Genomic DNA, 18,186 nt, shown 5'->3' with positions numbered 1-18,186 from the left:
CTACTTCTCCTGCTTCTCGTCGGCGCGTGCTGACTGAGGCGCGCCGCCGCTCATCTCGTCCTTCTCGCCGTCCGACATGGTGTCGGCGAGTCCCTGCAGTGCCGCCCAACGGATGTCGACGGCGTCATGGTGGTGGTCCGGGTCGTCCGCCAGCCGCGCGCCGCACTCGGCGCACAGACCAGGGCAGTCTTCCTGGCACACCGGCTGCATCGGCAGTGCGAGCACCACCGCATCACGCAGCACGGGCTCGAGGTCGAACAGGCCGTCCTCGAGAAAGAGCCTGTCCTCGTCGTCCTCGGCGTCGTCGCCCGGTTCCGCGATCACGCGGCCCCGGTCGTCGGCGTCAGGGTACGAGAACATCTCCTGGAAGTCCGCTTCGAGCTCCTGCTCGAGCGGCTCCAGACACCTTACGCACTCCCCCTCGGCCGCGGCACGGGCGGTGCCTGTGACGAGCACCCCTTCCATGACCGACTCCAGACGGAGTTCGAGCTCCACCGGGGCGCCTTCCGGCACTCCGATGACTCCCTTGATACCGAAGTCCTTGGGAGCGTCGACCGTGCGGGTCAGGCGCTGCAGCGCACCAGGCCGCCGGCCCAGCTCGTGTGTGTCGAACACGAGGGGGTTGCGGTGGTCGAGGCGGGCGTTCAGGGCCATTCCTGCTTTCGGTCTTTCGAGCTCAGGGGGGACGCCGCCCTCGGTGTTCTTCGGGCAGCGTGGATCGCGGACGTACGCGCGACCGAAGAGCCAGGATACTGGACCTTTCGCCGTCGGCCCAATCCGGTGCTCAGCCCTGGCCGCGCCCCTGCTCGTAGGCCCGCAGCTGCTCGGCGCTGATCATGCCGGTGTCGAAGAGGCTGGTCTCGTCGAGGGCGTACCCCTGGGCCTGCTGCGCCTGGTGCACCTGCTGCTGGGCGTGCTGCGCCTGCTGCTGGGCCTGGTGCGGGTCGTAGGCCGCCTGCTGGGGGTCGTAGCCCGGGAAGTGGCCGTCTGCCGCCGGGGCGTAGCCGGCGGCCGCGTAGGGATCGGCCTGCGGGTAGCCGTACGGGTCGGGCTGGGCGGCGTAGGGCTGCTGGGCGTAGTCCCCGTAGGGCTCGGGTTGCTGCCCGTAGCCGTACGCGGGCTGCGGCGGGGCGTACTCCTCCTGCGGTGCGGCGGCCGGACGCTCGGCAGGGGGCTCGGCGGCCAGAGCCGCCAGGTCGGCGAGGTAGTCGGCGTCGCTGGAGTGCTGGATCGTGCTCGCGTCGTCGGCGAGGGCGCCGAGGTCGTCGGTGGCGATCCGGCCGTGCAGCTTCTGCCGGCCCCGGCCGACGGCCTCCAGGGTCTTGGCGAGGACCGCCTCGAAGGCGCCGAGCTTGGCGTCGACGTACGCGTCGGCGGTGCGGCGCTGGGTGTCCGGGTCGTGGCTGCGCTCGGGGGCGTCCTCGTCCTCGTAGCCCTGCTCGTCGGTGCCCGGGCCGGTGCCGAGGAGCTTCTCGCGGCCGCGGCCGACGGAGCCGAGCGTCTTGGTGAGGACGACCTCGAAGTTGGCGAGCTTGGAGTCGACGTACTCGTCGGCCTCGGCGCGGACCTCCTCGGCCTCCTGGCGGGCCTCGGCGAGGATCCGGTCGGCCTCGGCCTGCGAGCGGCGGGCGATCTCGGTGCCGGAGACGAGCGAGCCGCGTTCGGCGTGCGCGCTGTCGATGATCCGCTGGGCCTCCTGGCGGGCCTGCTCGACCATCTGCTCACGGTCGCCGATCAGCTCCCGGGCCTCGGCGAGGGAGTCGGGCAGCGCCGCGCGCAGCTCCTCCAGCATCGCGAGCAGCTCGGCGCGGTTGACCACGCACGAGGCCGACATGGGCATGGACCGGGCGCCGGAGACCGCGGTGACGATCTCGTCGAGCTTCTTCTGCACGTCCACCGTGTGCTCGCCACTCTCTACAGATGCGTTGGAGACGGACGGGACGACTGTACGGCCACGGGGCGCCGGGGAACACCGGGTGACGGGTCGTCAGGTCCCCGGCGGGGCGCCGGGGGCGTGTCAGTCCTTCCGCAGCCGCTCGGTGAGCTCCCCGAGGACCTCCGCGGGCACCAGGTGGGAGACGTCGCCGCCCCAGGTCGCGACCTCCTTGACCAGGGAGGACGACAGGAAGCTGTAGGTGGGGTTGGTGGGGATGAAGAGGGTCTCCACCCCGGACAGGCCGTTGTTCATCTGGGCCATCTGCAGCTCGTAGTCGAAGTCGCTGACGGCGCGCAGGCCCTTGACGATGGCGGGGATGTCGCGCTGCTTGCAGAAGTCGACGAGCAGGCCGTGGAAGGCCTCCACGCGGACGTTTCCGTACTCGGCGGTGACCCGGCGGATCAGGTCGATCCGCTCCTCGATCTCGAACAGCCCCTTCTTGGACTGGTTGATCATCACCGCGACGTAGACCTCGTCGTACAGCCTGGAGGCGCGCGAGATGATGTCGAGGTGTCCGTTGGTGATCGGGTCGAACGACCCGGGACAGACGGCGCGGCGCACTTGTGATCCCTCGCTCTCCGGTCCGGTCATCGTGCGTCTTCGCACGTAGAGGCGGCGCGACCGTACCAAAACGTTCCCTCGCCGTAGCGACGGGCCCGCAGAGGTGCGAAGCCCTCGGGCCACCGGAATTCCCCGCCTCGGGTGCTGCGCTCCACGGTGACGAGGGCTTCCGCGGCGAGCCAGCCCTCCGAGCGGAGTGTGAGGAGGATCTCCCGAAGATCGTCGTCCGTGACGGCGTACGGCGGGTCCAGGAACACCAGGTCGTACGGCTCCGCCGGGGGCGCGGCACGGATGATCTGTTCGGCTTTGCCCGATCTGACCTCGGCGCCGGGAAGGCCGAGGTTCTTCACGTTCTCGCGGACCGTGCGGACGGCCCTGGCGTCGGCTTCGACGAGGAGGGTGTGGCCGGCGCCCCGGGAGAGCGCCTCCAGGCCCACCGCTCCCGATCCCGCGTAGAGGTCGAGGACGCGTTCGCCGTCCAGGGGGCCGCCGAGCAGGGACTGCCAGGTGGAGAAGAGGCCCTCGCGCGCGCGGTCGGAGGTGGGGCGGGTGCCGGTGCCTGGGGGTACCGCCAGGCGACGTCCACCGGCTGCGCCGGCGATCACGCGGGTCATCTTCGGTCCTTGGTCGTGGGCGGCTTCGGGTCCATTGTGGCTGGTCGCAGTTCCCCGCGCCCCTGAAAGAGGGTCAGTCCACCTCACCCCTTCTCCAGGTACTGCTCCCTCTCCTCGTCCAGGAGGGCGTCCAGGGCCGTCCGCAGTGCGGGCAGGCGGGTCAGCTCCGGGTCGGCGGCCACCACCGCCGTCGCCTCCTCCCTCGCCTCCGCGATGATCTCCTCGTCCTCGATGACGGCGAGGACCTTCAGGGACGTCCTGGCGCCCGACTGGGCCTGGCCGAGGACGTCGCCCTCGCGGCGCTGTTCGAGGTCGATGCGGGAGAGTTCGAAGCCGTCCAGCGTGGCGGCGACCGCGCCCAGGCGCTGGCGGGCCGGGCTCGCCTCGGGCATCTCGGTGACCAGCAGGCACAGGCCCGGGGCGGAGCCGCGGCCCACGCGGCCGCGCAGCTGGTGGAGCTGGGAGACGCCGAAGCGGTCGGCGTCCATGATGACCATGGCGGTGGCGTTGGGGACGTTGACGCCGACCTCGATGACCGTCGTGGCGACCAGGACGTCGGTCTCGCCGGCGGCGAAACGGCGCATGACGGCGTCCTTGTCGTCCGGGTGCATCCGGCCGTGCAGGACCTCGACGGTCAGCCCCTGGAGGGGCCCCTTGGCCAGTTGGTCCGCCACGTCGAGCACCGCGAGCGGAGGGCGCTTGTCCGCCGCGTCCTCGGGGGGCTGCTGGGCCTTCTTGCGGCCGGCCCTGCCCGGGGCGTCCTCCTCGTCGCCGATGCGGGGGCAGACGACGTAGGCCTGGTGGCCGTTGCCCACCTCCTCGCGGACCCGTTCCCAGGCGCGGGCGAGGAAATGCGGCTTGTCGGCGGCCGGGACGACATGGCTGGCGATCGGCGAGCGGCCGGCGGGGAGTTGGTCGAGGACGGAGGTCTCCAGGTCGCCGAAGACCGTCATGGCGACCGTGCGCGGAATGGGCGTGGCCGTCATGACCAGCAGGTGCGGGGGCTGCTTGCCCTTGCCGCGCAGGGCGTCGCGCTGCTCGACACCGAAGCGGTGCTGTTCGTCGACGACGACCAGGCCGAGGTCGTGGAACTGCACCTTGTCCTCGATGAGCGCGTGGGTGCCGATGACGATGCCGGCCTCGCCGGTGGTGAGGTCGAGCAGGGCGTGGCGGCGGGCGGCGGCGCCCATGGACCCGGTCAGCAGCACGACCTTGGTGCCCTGCTCGGAGCCGCCGAGCATGCCGCCCTCGGCGAGTTCGCCCATCATCTCCACGATGGACCGGTGGTGCTGCTGGGCGAGCACCTCGGTGGGCGCGAGCATGGCGGCCTGCCCGCCCGCGTCGACGACGGCGAGCATGGCCCGCAGGGCCACCATCGTCTTGCCGCTGCCCACTTCCCCCTGCAGCAGCCGGTGCATCGGGTGGGAGGTGGCCAGGTCGTCGAAGATCTCCCGGGAGACGCGCTGCTGGCCGTCGGTGAGGGTGAAGGGGAGACGGGCGTCGAAGGCGGTGAGGAGGCCGTCCGGGGCGGGTCTGCGGGGGACGGCGGGGAGTTGGGCGTCCGCGTGGCGGCGGCGGGCGAGGGCGACCTGGAGGACGAAGGCCTCGTCCCACTTGAGGCGGGAGCGGGCGTCCTCGATGTCGGCCTTGGTCTGCGGGCGGTGGATCTTCAGCAGGGCCTCGGGCAGGGGGACCAGACCGCGGCCCTCGCGCAGCGAGTCCGGGAGGGGGTCGGCGGCCTGCTGGGCGGTGGGCAGGACGGTCTGGACCGCCTTGCCGATCTTCCAGGACTCGAGTTTCGCGGTGGCCGGGTAGATCGGGATCAGGGCGCCCGCCCAGGACTCGACGGACGCGCTGGGCTCGTCGGGGTCGCCGCGCAGCAACTCGTAGGCGGGATGGGCGAGTTGCAGGCGGCGGTTGAAGAGGGAGACCTTGCCGGCGAACATCGCGCGGGTGCCCGGCAGGAGCTCCTTGTGGGGCTTGTGAACGCCGTGGCCGAAGAAGACCAGTTGGAGCCGGCCGCTGCCGTCGGTGATCGTGACCTCCAGGCGCTGGCCCTTGCCGCGCGGGGCCTTGGCGGAGGCGAAGGTGTGCAGCCGGGCGTCGGCGACCTGGGCGACCACCGTGACGTGCTCGTCCAGCGGGAGGTCCGCGAGGTGGGTGAGCTGCCCGCGCTCCTCGTAGCGGCGCGGGTAGTGGTGGAGCAGGTCTCCGACGGTGTGCAGGCCGAGGTGCTCGGCCATCACCTTCGCGGTGGCGGGGCCGAGCACCGACTTCAGCGGTTGGCGCAGGGGTTCTTCAGGTGCGGGCACGAGATCCATTGCACACCACGTCACTGACATCGGCCTGCAAGGCCCCGGACGCCGCTGACGTAAAGATCCGGGAAACTGCTGCTCAGGCGGATGACCGGGGCCCTAGGATGACGGGCCACCGGATCTTCCTCCCGCGGTCACCGTCTCGTCCCGGGCCGCCCGACCCCGCGCCGCGGCGAGTCCCGCGCCGGCGCCGTGAAGATGGATTCCCAGAGATCACTGCCGTCGCCGGCCTCCTCCTCGCATCTCCTCCCTCCCGCCGTCCGGGCCGGCCTGCCTGCGGCGCCCGCCCGCTGTGAGGACGACCACGCATGAGCGGGATCCAGGACATCGACGACCTGCGCCGGGCCCTGGCGGACAACGCCGGGCAACCGGAGGGACCGGCCCGCAACACGCGCGCGCGGGAGCTGGTGGCGGCGGCCGAGGGCCTCGCCGGGCCGCGGGCCGTGATCGAGGCGCTCGGGCACCAGGTGAGGGTCTGCCACCACAGCGGCGAGAGGGGCGGGGCGTTCGCCCCGTTCTCGCGTCTGCTGCGCATGTGGGACGAGCGGCCCGGGGACTTCGAGGCGCACGAGGCCCGGTCGCTGCACGGGATGTTCGCGTGGGTCTGTGTCGGCCTGCTCGACCAGCCGGACGTGCCACTGGCCTCGGTCGAGGAGTGCCTCGGCGACATGGAGCGCCGCTACCGGCTCGCCGGGTACTCCGAGCGGGCCGTGCGCAGCGCCGAGCACCGGGTCGCGGCCCACGTCGGGGACCTGGAGCGGGCCGGGCGGGCGTACACCGCGTGGCTGGCTGCCGACCGGGACGGCACGGCGGACTGCCCGGCGTGCGACCTGCGCGGGCAGGGCCGGTGGCAGGCCGAGCGGGGCCGGGACGCGCAGGCGCTGCGGCTGTGGCGGCCCGTGCTGGAGGGCGCACACGCCTGCGCCCGCGAACCCGACAGGGTCCTGGCGTCGTCCCTGCTGCCGCTGCTGCGGCTGGGCCGCGCGGACGAGGCCGGCGCCGGGCACCTGCGGGGCTTCCGGCTCGTCCGGGGCCGGGAGAGCATGCGAGGCGCCCACGCGGAGCACGTGGAGTTCTGCGCGCTGATCGGGAACGAGGCGCGAGGGCTGGAGCTGCTCGCCGAGCGGCCGGCGTACTTCACGGACGACGGGAACCCCCGCAGCAGGCTGGAGTTCCTGAGCGCGGTCACCCTGCTCATGGACCGTCTGGTGGTGCGCGGACTCGGCGGCCTCCGGGTGCCGGGTCCGGCCGGCCGGGAGTGGACCGCGGAGGTCCTCGCCGCACACGCGCGTGCGGAGGCGCTCGCCCTGGCCGCCCGCTTCGACGCGCGCAACGGCACGGCGTACGTGGGTGAGCGCGCCCGCGCGCGGATGGCGCAGGAGCCACTGGTGGAACGGCTGCCGCTGGGCGTGCGCGCGGCCCGGCCGCTTCCCGCGCCCGCTCCCCCGCCGGCCCCCGCTCCCGCCGCCTCGCCGCCGGACCTGCCCGCCCTGCTGGCCGAAGCGCGGCGGCTCTCGGACACCCTGCGGCCCGGCGCCGTGGAGGCGTGGGCCGCCGCCGCGCGGGCCGCCGAAGCCGTGGGCGCCGAATTGGCGGCCCGCGACCGGGCCGAGATCGCCGAGCACGCGGCGACGGACCTCGGCGCGGCGGGTGCCGAACTGTTCGAGCAGGCGGCGGAGTCGTACGCGGCGGCGGGCGATCCGGGAGAGGCCCTGGCGGCCCGCGCGCGTGCCGCGTACGTACGGGCCCTGGCCGGGGAGGTCGCCGCCGCGACGGCCTGCGTCGCCGGTCCGTACGAGGAGGTGCTGGCGCTGTACGCGGCGGGCGGCACGGGTCTGCGGCAGACGGCGTCGGTCCTGATGTCCCGGGCGCGGGTGCTGATGCGCGCGGCGCACGCGGCCGCGGGCCCCGGCGCCGCGGCGGCGCGGGCCGACGCGGAGGCCGCCGTCCGCGAGGTGCCGGCGCTCGTCGGGGAGCGCGGCGGCGAGGACGTGCGGCTGGCCGCCCGGGTCGCCGAGGCACGGGCGATGCTCGGTGAACTGGCCCGACTGGCCGGGGACCTGCGGACGTCGGCCGAGCTGTTGGCGCAGGGGGCGGCGGCGTTCGTCGCGGCGGGACTGCCCTGGTTCGCGGTCGAGTACGAGGCCCGGCTCGCCACCCTGGCGCACGAGCTCGGCGACGCGCGGGAGACGGAGCGCGCGCTGCGGGCCGCCCTGGAGCACGGCGGGGACCAGCTCGAGCCGCCCGGACGGGCCCGGCTGCACCTTCAGCTCGCCGAGGTGACGGGGGGCCGGGGCGACGCCGTGGAGGCCGCGGCGCACGCCCTCCGGGCCGCACACTGGGCCGACGAGGCCGGGGAGAGCGCGTCCCTGGGCGCCTGGGCCCGGCAGCAGCTCGGCGGTCTCCTGCTGGCGCAGGGCCGGTGGGCCGAGGCCGCGGAGGTGCTGGAGTGCGCGCTGCCCGACCTGAACGCCGAGACGCACGGCGACGAGGTGGTCGTGCAGACGCTGTGGTGGCTCGGCGACTGCCTGGGTGAGCTCGGCGAGCACCGGGCCGCCGCCGAACGGCGCCTGCAGGCCGCCGGGATCGCCCGCGCCTGGCCGGAGCAGCACGACCACGCGACGCTGACCCACCTGGCCGGGGAGTCGTTCGGGCAGGCGGGACTGACCGCCGAGGCGGACCGGGCCTACACGCGCGCCGGCGGCCTCTGGCGCGCTCTCGGCGACACCCCCGGCGTGGTCCGCGCCCTGCGCGCCCGCGCCTGGCTGGTCGTCGACGCGGGCGAGGACCCGTCCCGGGCACGGGAGCTCATGGCGAGCGCGGTCCGGGAGTGCGAGCGGGCGCGGGACGCCGCGGCCGACGAGGAGACCCGGCGGCGGCTCACCGCCGAACTGGGCGACACCCACCGCCAGTTCGGCGACCTGCTGGCCGCGGCGGCCGACGAGGAGCCCGAAGGCGGCGCCGCCCGGCCCGCCTTGGAGGAGGCGCACGCCCACCTGATGCGGTCGGTCGGGGTGTTCGTCTCCCTCGGACCGGCCGCCCTGCACGACCGCACGGGCGCCGAGCTCGCGGCGGGACGGCTGGAGGCGGGCCTCGCCCGCACCGCCGAGGCGCGGGCACGCGCGCGCGGGGTGCTCGCCGCGTACGACGGATACGACGCCTACGGCGGCTGCGGCGACGGGGACGGCCTGGACGGCCTGGACGGCTCCGAGAGTGAGCGGGAGACGGTGGCGGCCCGGCGGACGGAGGCCGAGCAGCTGCTCCGCCTGCTGACGGACCGGCCGGACTGACCGCGCCGCCTACTCCACGCCGATGAGGAGCAGGGCACCCTGCCGCCCGCCCCGGTACACGACGGTGTCGACGGCGAGGTACCCCTCGCGGACCCGGCCCTCCAAATACCGGGCGACGGCGTCGGGGACGTCCTCGCCGAGCACCAGGGTGACCATCTCGCCCCCGGCGGCGAGCATCCGTTCCAGGACGGTCTCGGCGGTCGTGGTGAGGTCCGGGCCGATCACGGCCACGTCCCCGTCGATCAGGCCGAGGACGTCCCCGGCCTGGCAGATGCCGGCCATCGTCCAGGACTCGTGCTCGGCGACCGTGACCTCGGCGTACCGGGTGGCACCGGCCGCCGAGGTCATCGAGACGACGTCCTCGTCGAAGCGCCGCTCCGGCTCGTGCACCGCGAGCGCGGCGATGCCCTGGATCGCCGACCGGGTCGGGATGAGGGCCACGCGGACGCCCTCCGTACGGACCTGCTCCGCGGCCGCCGCGGCGGTGTGCCGCAGCTCGGCGTCGTTGGGCAGCAGCACGACCTCGCGCGCGTGGGCCCGCCGCAGCGCCTGGACGAGCTCGCCGCTGGCCGGCGGTTCCCCGGGGCGGGCGAGCACGGTCGTCGCCCCGGCCTCGGCGTACAGCCCGGCCAGGCCCTCACCGGGCACGACGGCCACGACGGCCCGCTGGGCACGCTCGCGGGGCGGCCGCTCGGCACCGGTGGTGTGCACGTCACCGGCACCGAAGTGGGTGATCCGGATGCGGTGCGGCCGTCCGGCCTCGATGCCGGCCTCGACGGCGGCGCCCGGGTCGTCGACGTGGACGTGGACGTTCCACAGGCCGTCACCGCCGACGACGACGAGCGAGTCCCCGAGCGCGTCGAGCCGCCCGCGCAGCCGCGCGACCGCCGCGTCCTCGGCCTCCAGGAGGTAGACGACCTCGAAGGCGGGGCCGTCCGGGCCGTGCGTCGTCGCGCCGCCGGGGCCCTCGCCCGGCTCGGCGCACGCCGCGACGGCGTCCGCCGGCGACACCACGCGCGCGTGCGGGTCGTCACCGCCGGCCGGTACGTCCTGCCCGCCCCGGCCGGCACCGGCCGCAGCGCCGGACGCACCGGGCTCCTCCTCCTGCCCGGCGCCGGAGGGCGACCGCGGGCCAGCGGGGTCCGGCCGGGCCTCCACGCGCGCGTGGGTCCCGGCGGCGCCCACCGTCTCCGCCGCCCGCGAGGCTTCGGCGACCCGGACGCGCTCGGCCGCCCCCGCCGCCTCCGCGGCCCCGTGCCCGGCCCCCCGGGCCTCCGGAACGCGCCCCGCGTGCGCCACCGGTCCGCGCGGCCGCTCCCCCGTGAAGGTCTCCACCAGCGCCCCGAGCACCGCGACCAGCCCCCGCCCGCCGGCGTCGACCACCCCGGCGCGTTCCAGGACGGGCAGCCGTGAGGGGGTCTCGGCGAGGGCCGTGCGGGCGCCCGCGTAGGCCGCCCGGGCCACCGTCCCGCAGTCGCCCTCGGTGGACGCGGCGGAGTCGGCGGCGGCCGAGGCGACCGTGAGCACGGTGCCCTCGACGGGGTGGGCGACGGCCTCACGGGCCGAGTCGGCCGCGTGCCGCAGGGCGAGGCGCAGGTCGTGGCCGCCCGCCTGCGCGCTCTCGCAGCCGGCCAGCACCTGGGCCATGCCGCGCAGCAGCTGCGCGAGGATCGTGCCGGAGTTCCCGCGGGCGCCGATGAGCGCACCGTGCGCCATCGCCCGGACGGCGTCGGCGAGGGTCGGGCCTGCGTCGGCGGGGGCCGGGCCGGCGTGACCGCTCCTCGCGGGCAGGGGCGCCCCCGCGGCGTGCCCGGCGAAGACCGCCTCCACGGCACCGGCGGCGGACTCCACGGTGAGGTACAGGTTCGTGCCGGTGTCCCCGTCCGCCACCGGGTAGACGTTGATCGCGTCGATCTCCTCGCGGGCCCGTCCCAGGGTCTCCAGCGCGAGGCCGCACCAGGTGCGCACCGCGAGAGCATCGAAGAATGTCTGCGGCACCTGCGCCACTGCGCCTCCCTGAGCTGCTGGACGTGGCAGGCAGCGTAGACCCCGGGGGCGCCGTCCACCGGAAGAGGGCCGGGGCGGGCCCCTGAGCTGCCATGGTAGTTTCGCTTCACGGGTGCAGCCGTTGTATGCTGCTCCGGTTGCCCGATCCGATCGGGCCTTCCCCCTGGCAGCGCCACTCAGATCCAGCAGGCTTCCGAGTCCAAGGATCTCGATCCCGGCATGCCGGGATCAACCGTAAGTGCATCTGAAGTCTTTGGAGTGACCCGTGGCTGCCAACTGCGACGTCTGCGGCAAGGGGCCGGGCTTCGGCAACAACATCTCGCACTCGCACCGCCGTACGTCCCGTCGCTGGAACCCGAACATCCAGCGTGTGCGTACCGTGGTGGGCGGGACGCCGAAGCGCGTGAACGCTTGCACCTCGTGCATCAAGGCCGGCAAGGTCTCGCGCTGACGCTCCGCTAGCGCGCGGCCACTGCTGGTTCGCTGTAGAGCCGGTCCACCCAGGTGGACCGGCTCTTTGGCGTACCCGCGGCGGTGGACCGGCTCTTCGGCGTGCCCGCGGCGGCCGCGCGGCAGCCGGCCCGGGCGCGGGCGGTCACGAACCGCCGCGGAAGCGCCAGCCGTGGTCCACCGGCCCGATGCCGCCGCCGAGCGCGAAGCCGGCCGCGATCGCCCCGGTGACGTAGTCCTTCGCGGCCGCCACCGCCTCGGGGACGGTGTCGCCCTTGGCGAGCTGCGCGGCGATCGCGGAGGCCAGGGTGCAGCCGGTGCCGTGGGTGTGGCGGTTGTCGTGCCGCGGTGCCCGCAGCCAGTGCTCCTCGGAACCGTCCGTGAGCAGGTCCACGGCGTCCCCGGACAGATGACCCCCCTTGATCAGCACCCAGCGCGGGCCGTGCTCCAGCACGGCCGCCGCGGCGTCCCGCAACTGCGGCTCCGACTCCACGCGCACACCGGTCAGCTGCGCCACCTCGTCGAGGTTGGGGGTCGCCACCGTCGCGACCGGCAGCAGCTTCGTGCGCACCGAGTCCAGCGCGGACGCGGCGAGCAGGGAGTCGCCGTGCTTGGAGACCCCGACCGGGTCGACGACCGCCGGGGCGTCCGTCCCCGCGAGCAACTCGGCGACCGCCTCGACCAGTTCCGCCGAGGCGAGCATGCCGGTCTTGACGGCCCGCACGCCGATGTCGTCGACGACGCTGCGGTACTGGGCCCGGACGGCCTCCACCGGCAGTTCCCAGGCGCCCTGCACGCCCAGGGAGTTCTGCGCGGTCACGGCCGTGAGGACGCTCATGCCGTGCACGCCGAGCGCCAGCATCGTCTTGAGGTCGGCTTGGATGCCGGCGCCTCCGCCGGAGTCGGAGCCCGCCACCGTGAGGACGTTGGGGATCATGAGTCGAGGTCCCCGAAGTGGTCCCAGCCGCCCTTGCTGGTCCACGGCGCGCCGTCGACCGTCACGTGGGGCAGCGCCGAGGGGTTGAGGACCTCGCCGATGACCTTCCAGCGGGCGGGCAGCTTCACGTCCGGCGGGAAGGTCGCCACGATGGCGTGGTCCTCTCCCCCGGTCAGCACCCACTGCATCGGGTCGACGCCGACGGCCTGCCCGATGTCGTTCATCTGCGAGGGGATGTCGATCGCCTGGGAGCGGACGTCGATGCGCACCTTGCTGGCCTCGGCGATGTGCCCGAGGTCGGCGATCAGCCCGTCGCTCACGTCGCACATGGCGGTCGCCCCGAGCCCGGCGGCGGCCGGACCGGCGTGGTACGGGGGTTCCGGGCGCCGGTGGGCCTCCACGAACGCCCGGGGCGAGCGGAAGCCGCGGGAGAGCACCGCGTACCCGGCCGCCGACCAGCCGAGCCAGCCGGTCACCGCGACGAGGTCGCCGGGCTGGGCGCCCGCCCGGGTCACCGGCTCCTGGTTGCGCAGGTCGCCGAGTGCGGTGATCGACACCATGATCGAGTCGCCGCGCACGACGTCGCCGCCGACGACCGCGGCGCCCGCGACCTGGCACTCGTCGCGCAGGCCGTCCATCAGCTCGCTCGGCCAGGTCACCGGCAGTTCGGCCGGGACGACCAGGCCCAGCAGCAGGGCGGTCGGGACGGCGCCCATGGCGGCGATGTCGGCGAGATTCTGCGCGGCCGCCTTGCGGCCCACGTCGTAGGCCGTCGACCAGTCGCGGCGGAAGTGCCGGCCCTCCACCAGGATGTCCGTGCTGGCCACGACCCTGCGGTCGGGCGCGGCCACCACGGCGGCGTCGTCGCCGGGGCCGACCCGGACGGCCGGTGTGGTGGTCAGACGGGAGGTGAGCTCCCTGATGAGCCCGAACTCACCGAGCTCACCAACAGTGCCCTTCATTGCCCTTGCTCCCCTTCTGTCCCTGTCCGTGCCCGGTCGCGGGGCGTCGCGGCCCTCGCTACCGTCGAGGTGACGGTCCTGTTCTGCCGGACACCGGCCCCGGCGCGCAAGACCCGGGTCCCTCGGGTCTCCCCGAGGTGAGCGGCGACGCGATACCGTGGCGTTCCTTTTCCCCACATGATCCTCGTGGCCGCCCTGGAGGTTCCGTGGTACAGGCGTACATCCTGATCCAGACGGAGGTCGGCAAGGCGTCGACCGTCGCCGAGACGATCGCCAAGATCCCTGGAGTCATCCAGGCCGAGGACGTGACCGGACCGTACGACGTGATCGTGCGGGCGCAGGCCGACACCGTCGATGACCTGGGCCGCATGGTGGTCGCCAAGGTCCAGCAGGTGGACGGGATCACCCGCACCCTGACCTGCCCGGTCGTCCATCTGTAGCCCCCGTCTACCCTGGGCCGGTGAACTCCTTCCGTCACCGGCATCGTCGTGTGCTCCGCCTGTCCCGCCTGCCCGCTCTCGCGCTGTTGATCACCGCGGCGGGCTGCTCCTCAGCAGACGACAGCGCGTCGGCGGCGGTTCCCAGCCCGGACGCGAAGGTCGCGGAACTGTGCCGGAACCTGGACAAGGCACTGCCCGCGAAGGTGGGCGGTGAGCGCCGCGGGGATCCCGAGCCCGCGTCCGCGCTGACGGCGGCCTGGGGCAGCCCGGCGATCATACTGCGCTGCGGTGTGCCGCAGCCGCCGAAGATGGTCGATCCGAAGGTGGCCGAGGGGCGGGACTCCGACGCGGTGGCCGGCGGGGTGAACGGCGTCGACTGGCTCATGGAACGCCAGGGTGCCGGCCACCGGTTCACCACCGCCAACCGCGAGGCGTACGTCGAGGTCCAGGTGCCGGAGGGGGTCGACAGCTCCGCCGCCCTGATCGACCTGGCCCCGGCCGTGAAGAAGGCGATCCCCGCAGGGATCGCCTCCTGAGAGCGTGCGGCCGGGCGGGAGCCCGGCCGGGCCTGTTCAGCGCAGACCGGTCGGGCGGCGCAGGGCCGCCCGCACGAGCAGGTCGATGAGCTCGGGGTAGCTCACGCCGCTCGCCTGCCACATCTGCGGGTACATCGAGATGGGCGTGAAGCCGGGCATGGTGTTGATCTCGTTGATCACGAACTCGCCGTCCTCGGTGAGGAAGAAGTCCGCGCGCACCAGTCCCTCGCAGGACGCCGCCTCGAAGGCGTCGACCGCCAGGCGCTGCACCTCGGCCGTCTCCTCGGGCGTCAGCGGCGCCGGCACGATGCCGGGCGTGGAGTCGATGTACTTGGCCTCGAAGTCGTAGTACGCCTGCGCCTGGGGCGGGGGGATCTCGGCGGGCAGCGAGGCACGGGGGCCGTCCTCGAACTCCAGGACCCCGCACTCGATCTCACGGCCGCGCAGGGCCGCCTCGACGATGATCTTCGGGTCGTGCCGCTGGGCCTCGGCGACGGCCTCGTCCAGGCCGGAGAGGTCCTCGACCTTGGTGATGCCGATGGAGGAACCCGCCCGCGAGGGCTTCACGAAGAGCGGCCAGCCGTGTTCACCGGCGAAGTCCACGATCTTCTTGCGGGCGGCGGCCCGGTCGCCCTCCCACTCACGCGGCCGGATCACCACGTACGGGCCGACCTTGAGCCCGAAGGAGGTGAACACCCGCTTCATGTACTCCTTGTCCTGGCCGACGGCCGAGGCGAGCACGCCCGAGCCCACGTACGGGACGCCGGAGAGCTCCAGCAGGCCCTGCAGGGTGCCGTCCTCGCCGTAGGGACCGTGCAGCACCGGGAAGACCACGTCGACCTCGCCGAGCGCCTTGGGCACCGAACCCGGCTCGCTGTAGACGACTTCGCGGCTGGCCGGGTCGACCGGGAGGATCACCCCGCCCTCGGCGGACTCGGCGATGGCGTCCACGCTCGGGGGACGCCGGTCCACGATCGCCATCCGCTCCGGTTCGTCCGCCGTGAGCGCCCAACGGCCGTCCTGGGTGATGCCGATCGGCAGGACGTCGTACCTGGTCCGGTCGATGGCCTTCAGGACGGCGCCGGCGGTGACCACGGAGATCCCGTGTTCGGAGCTGCGCCCGCCGAACACGACGGCCACACGCGGCTTGCGAGGCGGCTGCTCGGGGCTCTGGGGGAGGTTCTCGGTGCTCATATCGCGATGAGAGTACCCGGTGGTAGGGCCCGGAGACAGCGCCGCGGGGCCGCGTCGCTCAGCGTCGTTCGGGCTTCGCGCTGCGCGACATCAGCTCCTTGAGGGCGACCACGGGAGGCTTGCCCTCGTGCACGATGCCGACGACCGTCTCCGTGATCGGCATGTCGACGCCGTGCCGCCGGGCCAGATCCAGCACCGACTCGCAGGACTTGACGCCCTCGGCGGTCTGCCTGGTGACCGCGATGGTCTCCTGGAGGGTCATGCCCTTGCCGAGGTTGGTGCCGAAGGTGTGGTTGCGCGACAGCGGCGAGGAGCAGGTGGCCACGAGGTCGCCCAGGCCCGCGAGTCCGGAGAAGGTCAGCGGGTCGGCGCCCAGCGCCATGCCGAGCCGGGTGGTCTCGGCGAGGCCGCGGGTGATCAGCGAGCCCTTGGCGTTGTCGCCGAGCCCCATGCCGTCCGCGATGCCGACGGCGAGGCCGATGACGTTCTTCACGGCCCCGCCCAGCTCGCACCCCACCACGTCCGTGTTGGTGTACGGGCGGAAGTACGGGGTGTGGCAGGCGGCCTGGAGCCGCTGGGCGACGGCCTCGTCGGTGCAGGCGACCACGGCAGCGGCCGGCATCCGCGCGGCGATCTCCCGGGCCAGGTTCGGGCCCGTGACCACGGCGATCCGGTCCTGGCCGACCTTGGCCACGTCGTCGATGACCTCGCTCATCCGCATGGCGGAGCCGAGTTCGACGCCCTTCATCAGCGACACCAGGACCGTGTCCGAGGCGAGCAGCGGGGTCCACTCGGCGAGGTTGCCGCGCAGGGTCTGCGAGGGGACCGACAGGACGGTGAAGTCGGCGCCGGCCGCGGCCTCGGCCGGATCGGTGGTGGCGCGGACGCGCTCGGGCAGCTCGACGCCCGGGAAGTAGTCGGGGTTGGTGCGGGTGGAGTTGATCGCCTCCACGAGTTCCGGGCGGCGTCCCCACAGGGTGACCTCGCACCCGGCGTCGGCCAGCACCATGCCGAAGGCCGTGCCCCACGAACCGGCGCTCAGGACCGCCGCCTTGACCGGCTTGCTCACGTGCCCAGCCCTTCTTCCTGCGTCGACTGCGAGGTCTGCGACGACGGCGCCGAGGGCACCGTGCGCTCCGGCCGCTGCTCGGCCCGCTGCGCCTGCGCCTGCGTGCGGCGCCGCTGCTCGATCCGCTCCCGGCGCGGGTCGTAGGGCGTCTCGGGCGCCTTCTCGCCGCGGATCTGCTCCAGCTGGGCGGTGACGGCGGCCATGATGACCTCGGTGGCCTCCTTCAGCAGGTCCGCGGTCATCTCCCGGTCGTAGAAGCGGGAGAGGTCCACCGCGGGCCCGGCGAGCACGCGGTGCGTCTTGCGCGGCAGCAGGTGCGGCTTCTTCGTGTAGGGCGGCAGCAGTTCGTTGCAGCCCCACTGCGCCACCGGGATCACGGGGCACTTGGTCTGCAGGGCGACGCGGGCGGCCCCGGTCTTGGCGGTCATGGGCCAGCCGTCCGGGTCACGGGTGAGGGTGCCCTCGGGGTAGAAGGCGACGCATTCCCCGCGGTTCACCGCGTCGATCGCGGCCCGGAAGGCGCTCAGCGCGTCCGTGCTCTCCCGGTAGACGGGGATCTGGCCGGTGCCGCGCATCGCGGCCCCGACGAATCCCTTCTTGAAAAGACCGCTCTTCGCGAGGAATCGCGGGACGCGTCCGGTGTTGTACTGGAAATGCGCGTAAGCGAAGGGATCGATGTGCGAATTGTGGTTCACCGCGGTGATAAATCCACCCTCGGCCGGAATGTTCTCCATTCCGCGCCAGTCCCGCTTGAGCAGAACCACCAGCGGCGGTTTGCAGATCACCGCAGCGAAGCGGTACCAGAAGCCGATTCTGCGGCGGGACACGCGGACACCTTCCTCTAGGGCCTGGAGCGGGGGCCTCGGGGGGCCGCACAAGTGTCGCCCCAGGCCGCCGGTCTGTCGAGAACACCGTACGCCCCGGCACGCCGCGCCCCTCAGGCCCCGGGTGACAATGACCGCGACAAGAGGAGGACGGACCCCCGTGCAGTGGACCCTGGTCGTACCCCTGAAGCCCTTGGCCCGGGCCAAGAGCAGGCTCGCGGACACCGCGGACGACGGGCTGCGGCCGGATCTGGCGCTCGCCTTCGCCCAGGACACCGTGGCGGCCGCGCTGGCCTGCCCGGCGGTACGGGATGTGGCAGTCGTCACGGACGACGGCCGGGCGGTCCGCGAGCTGGCCGCGCTGGGCGCCGCGATCGTCGCCGACGAACCGGCGAGCGGTCTCAACGCCGCCCTGGCCCACGGGGCGGCCGCCGTACGGGCGGGTCGCCCGGCGGCCCGGGTGGCGGCGCTCAACGCCGATCTGCCGGCCCTGCGCCCCGGCGAATTGTCCCGGGTGCTCGACGCCGCCGGGGAATTCCCGCGTGCATTCCTCGCGGACGCCGCCGCAATCGGCACGACGCTGCTGGCAGCGGCCCCGGGACGGGAATTGCGCCCGGCGTTCGGGGCCGATTCGCGCGCCCGGCACCGGACGTCCGGGGCGGTGGAACTGGCCCTCGCCGGCGTCGACTCGGTCCGCCGGGACGTGGACACCGGCGACGACCTGCGCACCGCGCTGGCCCTGGGGGTCGGCCCTCATACGGCCGCGGCCGCCGCGCGGTTGCTGATACCCGGGCAGTAGGCTGCGGCCATGCAGGCGACCGCGTACACGTACGACCCCGAGAGCCGCAGCGGGCAGGTGCTCCTGGACGACGGCACCCCGGTGCCCTTCGACGCGGCGGCGTTCGACGCGGGCGGCCTGCTCCTGCTGCGTCCGGGGCAGCGGGTGCGCATCGAGGTGGAGGGCGCGAGGGAGGACCTCAGGATCACTCTGGTGACCCTGCAGACCCTCTGACCACCAGCGACCACACGCCGGACACGCCGCGGGCCGGAC

General features: G+C 73.9%; 17 protein-coding genes. 6 read left to right on the top strand and 11 right to left on the bottom strand.

What is annotated here, in order from left to right; genetic code table 11:
* The 5 genes from ACZ6ZN_RS31045 to recG all read right to left on the bottom strand — a co-directional run bounded on the left by ACZ6ZN_RS31045 (window position 1) and on the right by recG (window position 5,432).
* Window positions 1-654 (bottom strand): YceD family protein, encoded by a 654-nt coding sequence (locus ACZ6ZN_RS31045; RefSeq protein ID WP_398106363.1) that lies wholly within the window; start codon window positions 652-654, stop codon window positions 1-3.
* Between the two features lie 130 nt (window positions 655-784).
* The gene (locus tag ACZ6ZN_RS31040) at window positions 785-1,897 is read right to left on the bottom strand and encodes an ATP synthase F0 subunit B (protein WP_469651418.1); all 1,113 of its coding nucleotides are present in this window, start codon (window positions 1,895-1,897) and stop codon (window positions 785-787) included.
* Window positions 1,898-2,017: 120 nt separating this feature from the next.
* Entirely contained in the window at window positions 2,018-2,497 is a 480-nt protein-coding gene (gene coaD, locus ACZ6ZN_RS31035) for a pantetheine-phosphate adenylyltransferase (RefSeq protein ID WP_398107096.1), read from the bottom strand.
* A gap of 26 nt (window positions 2,498-2,523) precedes the next feature.
* Window positions 2,524-3,111: a 16S rRNA (guanine(966)-N(2))-methyltransferase RsmD gene (gene rsmD / locus ACZ6ZN_RS31030; protein ID WP_398106365.1), complete on the bottom strand. Its 588-nt coding sequence runs from the start codon at window positions 3,109-3,111 to the stop codon at window positions 2,524-2,526.
* 83 nt (window positions 3,112-3,194) lie between these two features.
* Window positions 3,195-5,432 carry an ATP-dependent DNA helicase RecG gene (recG, locus tag ACZ6ZN_RS31025; protein WP_469651416.1) on the bottom strand — a complete coding sequence of 746 codons (2,238 nt, stop codon included), beginning with the start codon at window positions 5,430-5,432 and terminating at the stop codon, window positions 3,195-3,197.
* Between the two features lie 302 nt (window positions 5,433-5,734).
* Between recG and ACZ6ZN_RS31020 the strand changes: the two genes are divergently transcribed.
* Window positions 5,735-8,716 carry a tetratricopeptide repeat protein gene (locus tag ACZ6ZN_RS31020; protein WP_469651414.1) on the top strand — a complete coding sequence of 994 codons (2,982 nt, stop codon included), beginning with the start codon at window positions 5,735-5,737 and terminating at the stop codon, window positions 8,714-8,716.
* A gap of 9 nt (window positions 8,717-8,725) precedes the next feature.
* On the opposite strand, the gene ACZ6ZN_RS31015 is transcribed toward ACZ6ZN_RS31020, so the two are convergent.
* Complete coding sequence (locus ACZ6ZN_RS31015) at window positions 8,726-10,723, bottom strand: DAK2 domain-containing protein (protein ID WP_469651412.1); 1,998 nt, start codon at window positions 10,721-10,723, stop codon at window positions 8,726-8,728.
* Between the two features lie 265 nt (window positions 10,724-10,988).
* On the opposite strand from ACZ6ZN_RS31015, the gene rpmB reads away from it, so the two are divergent.
* Window positions 10,989-11,174, top strand: coding sequence for a 50S ribosomal protein L28 (gene rpmB, locus ACZ6ZN_RS31010; RefSeq protein WP_003993230.1), 186 nt, complete (start codon window positions 10,989-10,991; stop codon window positions 11,172-11,174).
* A gap of 144 nt (window positions 11,175-11,318) precedes the next feature.
* On the opposite strand, the gene thiD is transcribed toward rpmB, so the two are convergent.
* On the bottom strand, window positions 11,319-12,110 hold the full coding sequence (gene thiD / locus ACZ6ZN_RS31005) for a bifunctional hydroxymethylpyrimidine kinase/phosphomethylpyrimidine kinase (RefSeq protein WP_469651409.1): 792 nt from the start codon (window positions 12,108-12,110) through the stop codon (window positions 11,319-11,321).
* Window positions 12,107-13,072: a thiamine-phosphate kinase gene (locus ACZ6ZN_RS31000; protein WP_469651407.1), complete on the bottom strand. Its 966-nt coding sequence runs from the start codon at window positions 13,070-13,072 to the stop codon at window positions 12,107-12,109. The genes thiD and ACZ6ZN_RS31000 overlap by 4 nt, the downstream gene beginning before the upstream one ends.
* 206 nt (window positions 13,073-13,278) lie before the next feature.
* On the opposite strand from ACZ6ZN_RS31000, the gene ACZ6ZN_RS30995 reads away from it, so the two are divergent.
* Window positions 13,279-13,512 carry an Lrp/AsnC family transcriptional regulator gene (locus ACZ6ZN_RS30995; protein WP_158990895.1) on the top strand — a complete coding sequence of 78 codons (234 nt, stop codon included), beginning with the start codon at window positions 13,279-13,281 and terminating at the stop codon, window positions 13,510-13,512.
* A 20-nt stretch (window positions 13,513-13,532) separates the two neighbouring features.
* Window positions 13,533-14,048, top strand: a complete 516-nt coding sequence (locus tag ACZ6ZN_RS30990) for a DUF3515 domain-containing protein (protein WP_469651404.1) — start codon at window positions 13,533-13,535, stop codon at window positions 14,046-14,048.
* Window positions 14,049-14,084: 36 nt separating this feature from the next.
* On the opposite strand, the gene ACZ6ZN_RS30985 is transcribed toward ACZ6ZN_RS30990, so the two are convergent.
* From ACZ6ZN_RS30985 to ACZ6ZN_RS30975, 3 genes are read right to left on the bottom strand one after another with little or no spacing between them, the layout of a single operon-like run.
* A complete protein-coding gene (locus tag ACZ6ZN_RS30985; RefSeq protein ID WP_398106372.1) occupies window positions 14,085-15,242 on the bottom strand; it encodes a D-alanine--D-alanine ligase family protein in 1,158 nt (385 codons plus the stop codon).
* A gap of 58 nt (window positions 15,243-15,300) precedes the next feature.
* Window positions 15,301-16,311, bottom strand: a complete 1,011-nt coding sequence (locus ACZ6ZN_RS30980; protein ID WP_398106373.1) for an NAD(P)H-dependent glycerol-3-phosphate dehydrogenase — start codon at window positions 16,309-16,311, stop codon at window positions 15,301-15,303.
* The gene (locus ACZ6ZN_RS30975; protein ID WP_398106374.1) at window positions 16,308-17,138 is read right to left on the bottom strand and encodes a lysophospholipid acyltransferase family protein; all 831 of its coding nucleotides are present in this window, start codon (window positions 17,136-17,138) and stop codon (window positions 16,308-16,310) included. Before ACZ6ZN_RS30975 ends, ACZ6ZN_RS30980 begins: the two co-directional genes overlap by 4 nt.
* A gap of 157 nt (window positions 17,139-17,295) precedes the next feature.
* Here ACZ6ZN_RS30975 and cofC point away from each other — a divergent pair, with 157 nt between their 5' ends.
* Complete coding sequence (cofC, locus tag ACZ6ZN_RS30970) at window positions 17,296-17,934, top strand: 2-phospho-L-lactate guanylyltransferase (RefSeq protein WP_469651400.1); 639 nt, start codon at window positions 17,296-17,298, stop codon at window positions 17,932-17,934.
* Window positions 17,935-17,943: 9 nt separating this feature from the next.
* Window positions 17,944-18,147, top strand: a complete 204-nt coding sequence (locus tag ACZ6ZN_RS30965) for a hypothetical protein (protein ID WP_451877111.1) — start codon at window positions 17,944-17,946, stop codon at window positions 18,145-18,147.
* Window positions 18,148-18,186 lie beyond the last annotated feature (39 nt).

The sequence above is a fragment of the Streptomyces sp. NPDC053665 genome (assembly GCF_055585285.1).
The sequence above is the reverse complement of the archived record's forward strand: the minus strand, read 5'-3'. Positions and strand labels throughout refer to the sequence as shown.

Bases quoted from the DNA above. Each gene is read 5' to 3' on its own strand.
- ACZ6ZN_RS31045 (WP_398106363.1), bottom strand. From the start codon at position 654: ATGGCCCTGAACGCCCGCCTCGACCACCGCAACCCCCTCGTGTTCGAC.
- ACZ6ZN_RS31020 (WP_469651414.1), top strand. From the start codon at position 5,735: ATGAGCGGGATCCAGGACATCGACGACCTGCGCCGGGCCCTGGCGGAC.
- ACZ6ZN_RS30985 (WP_398106372.1), bottom strand. From the start codon at position 15,242: ATGAGCACCGAGAACCTCCCCCAGAGCCCCGAGCAGCCGCCTCGCAAG.
- ACZ6ZN_RS31000 (WP_469651407.1), bottom strand. From the start codon at position 13,072: ATGAAGGGCACTGTTGGTGAGCTCGGTGAGTTCGGGCTCATCAGGGAG.
- rsmD (WP_398106365.1), bottom strand. From the start codon at position 3,111: ATGACCCGCGTGATCGCCGGCGCAGCCGGTGGACGTCGCCTGGCGGTA.
- thiD (WP_469651409.1), bottom strand. From the start codon at position 12,110: ATGATCCCCAACGTCCTCACGGTGGCGGGCTCCGACTCCGGCGGAGGC.
- ACZ6ZN_RS30965 (WP_451877111.1), top strand. From the start codon at position 17,944: ATGCAGGCGACCGCGTACACGTACGACCCCGAGAGCCGCAGCGGGCAG.
- recG (WP_469651416.1), bottom strand. From the start codon at position 5,432: ATGGATCTCGTGCCCGCACCTGAAGAACCCCTGCGCCAACCGCTGAAG.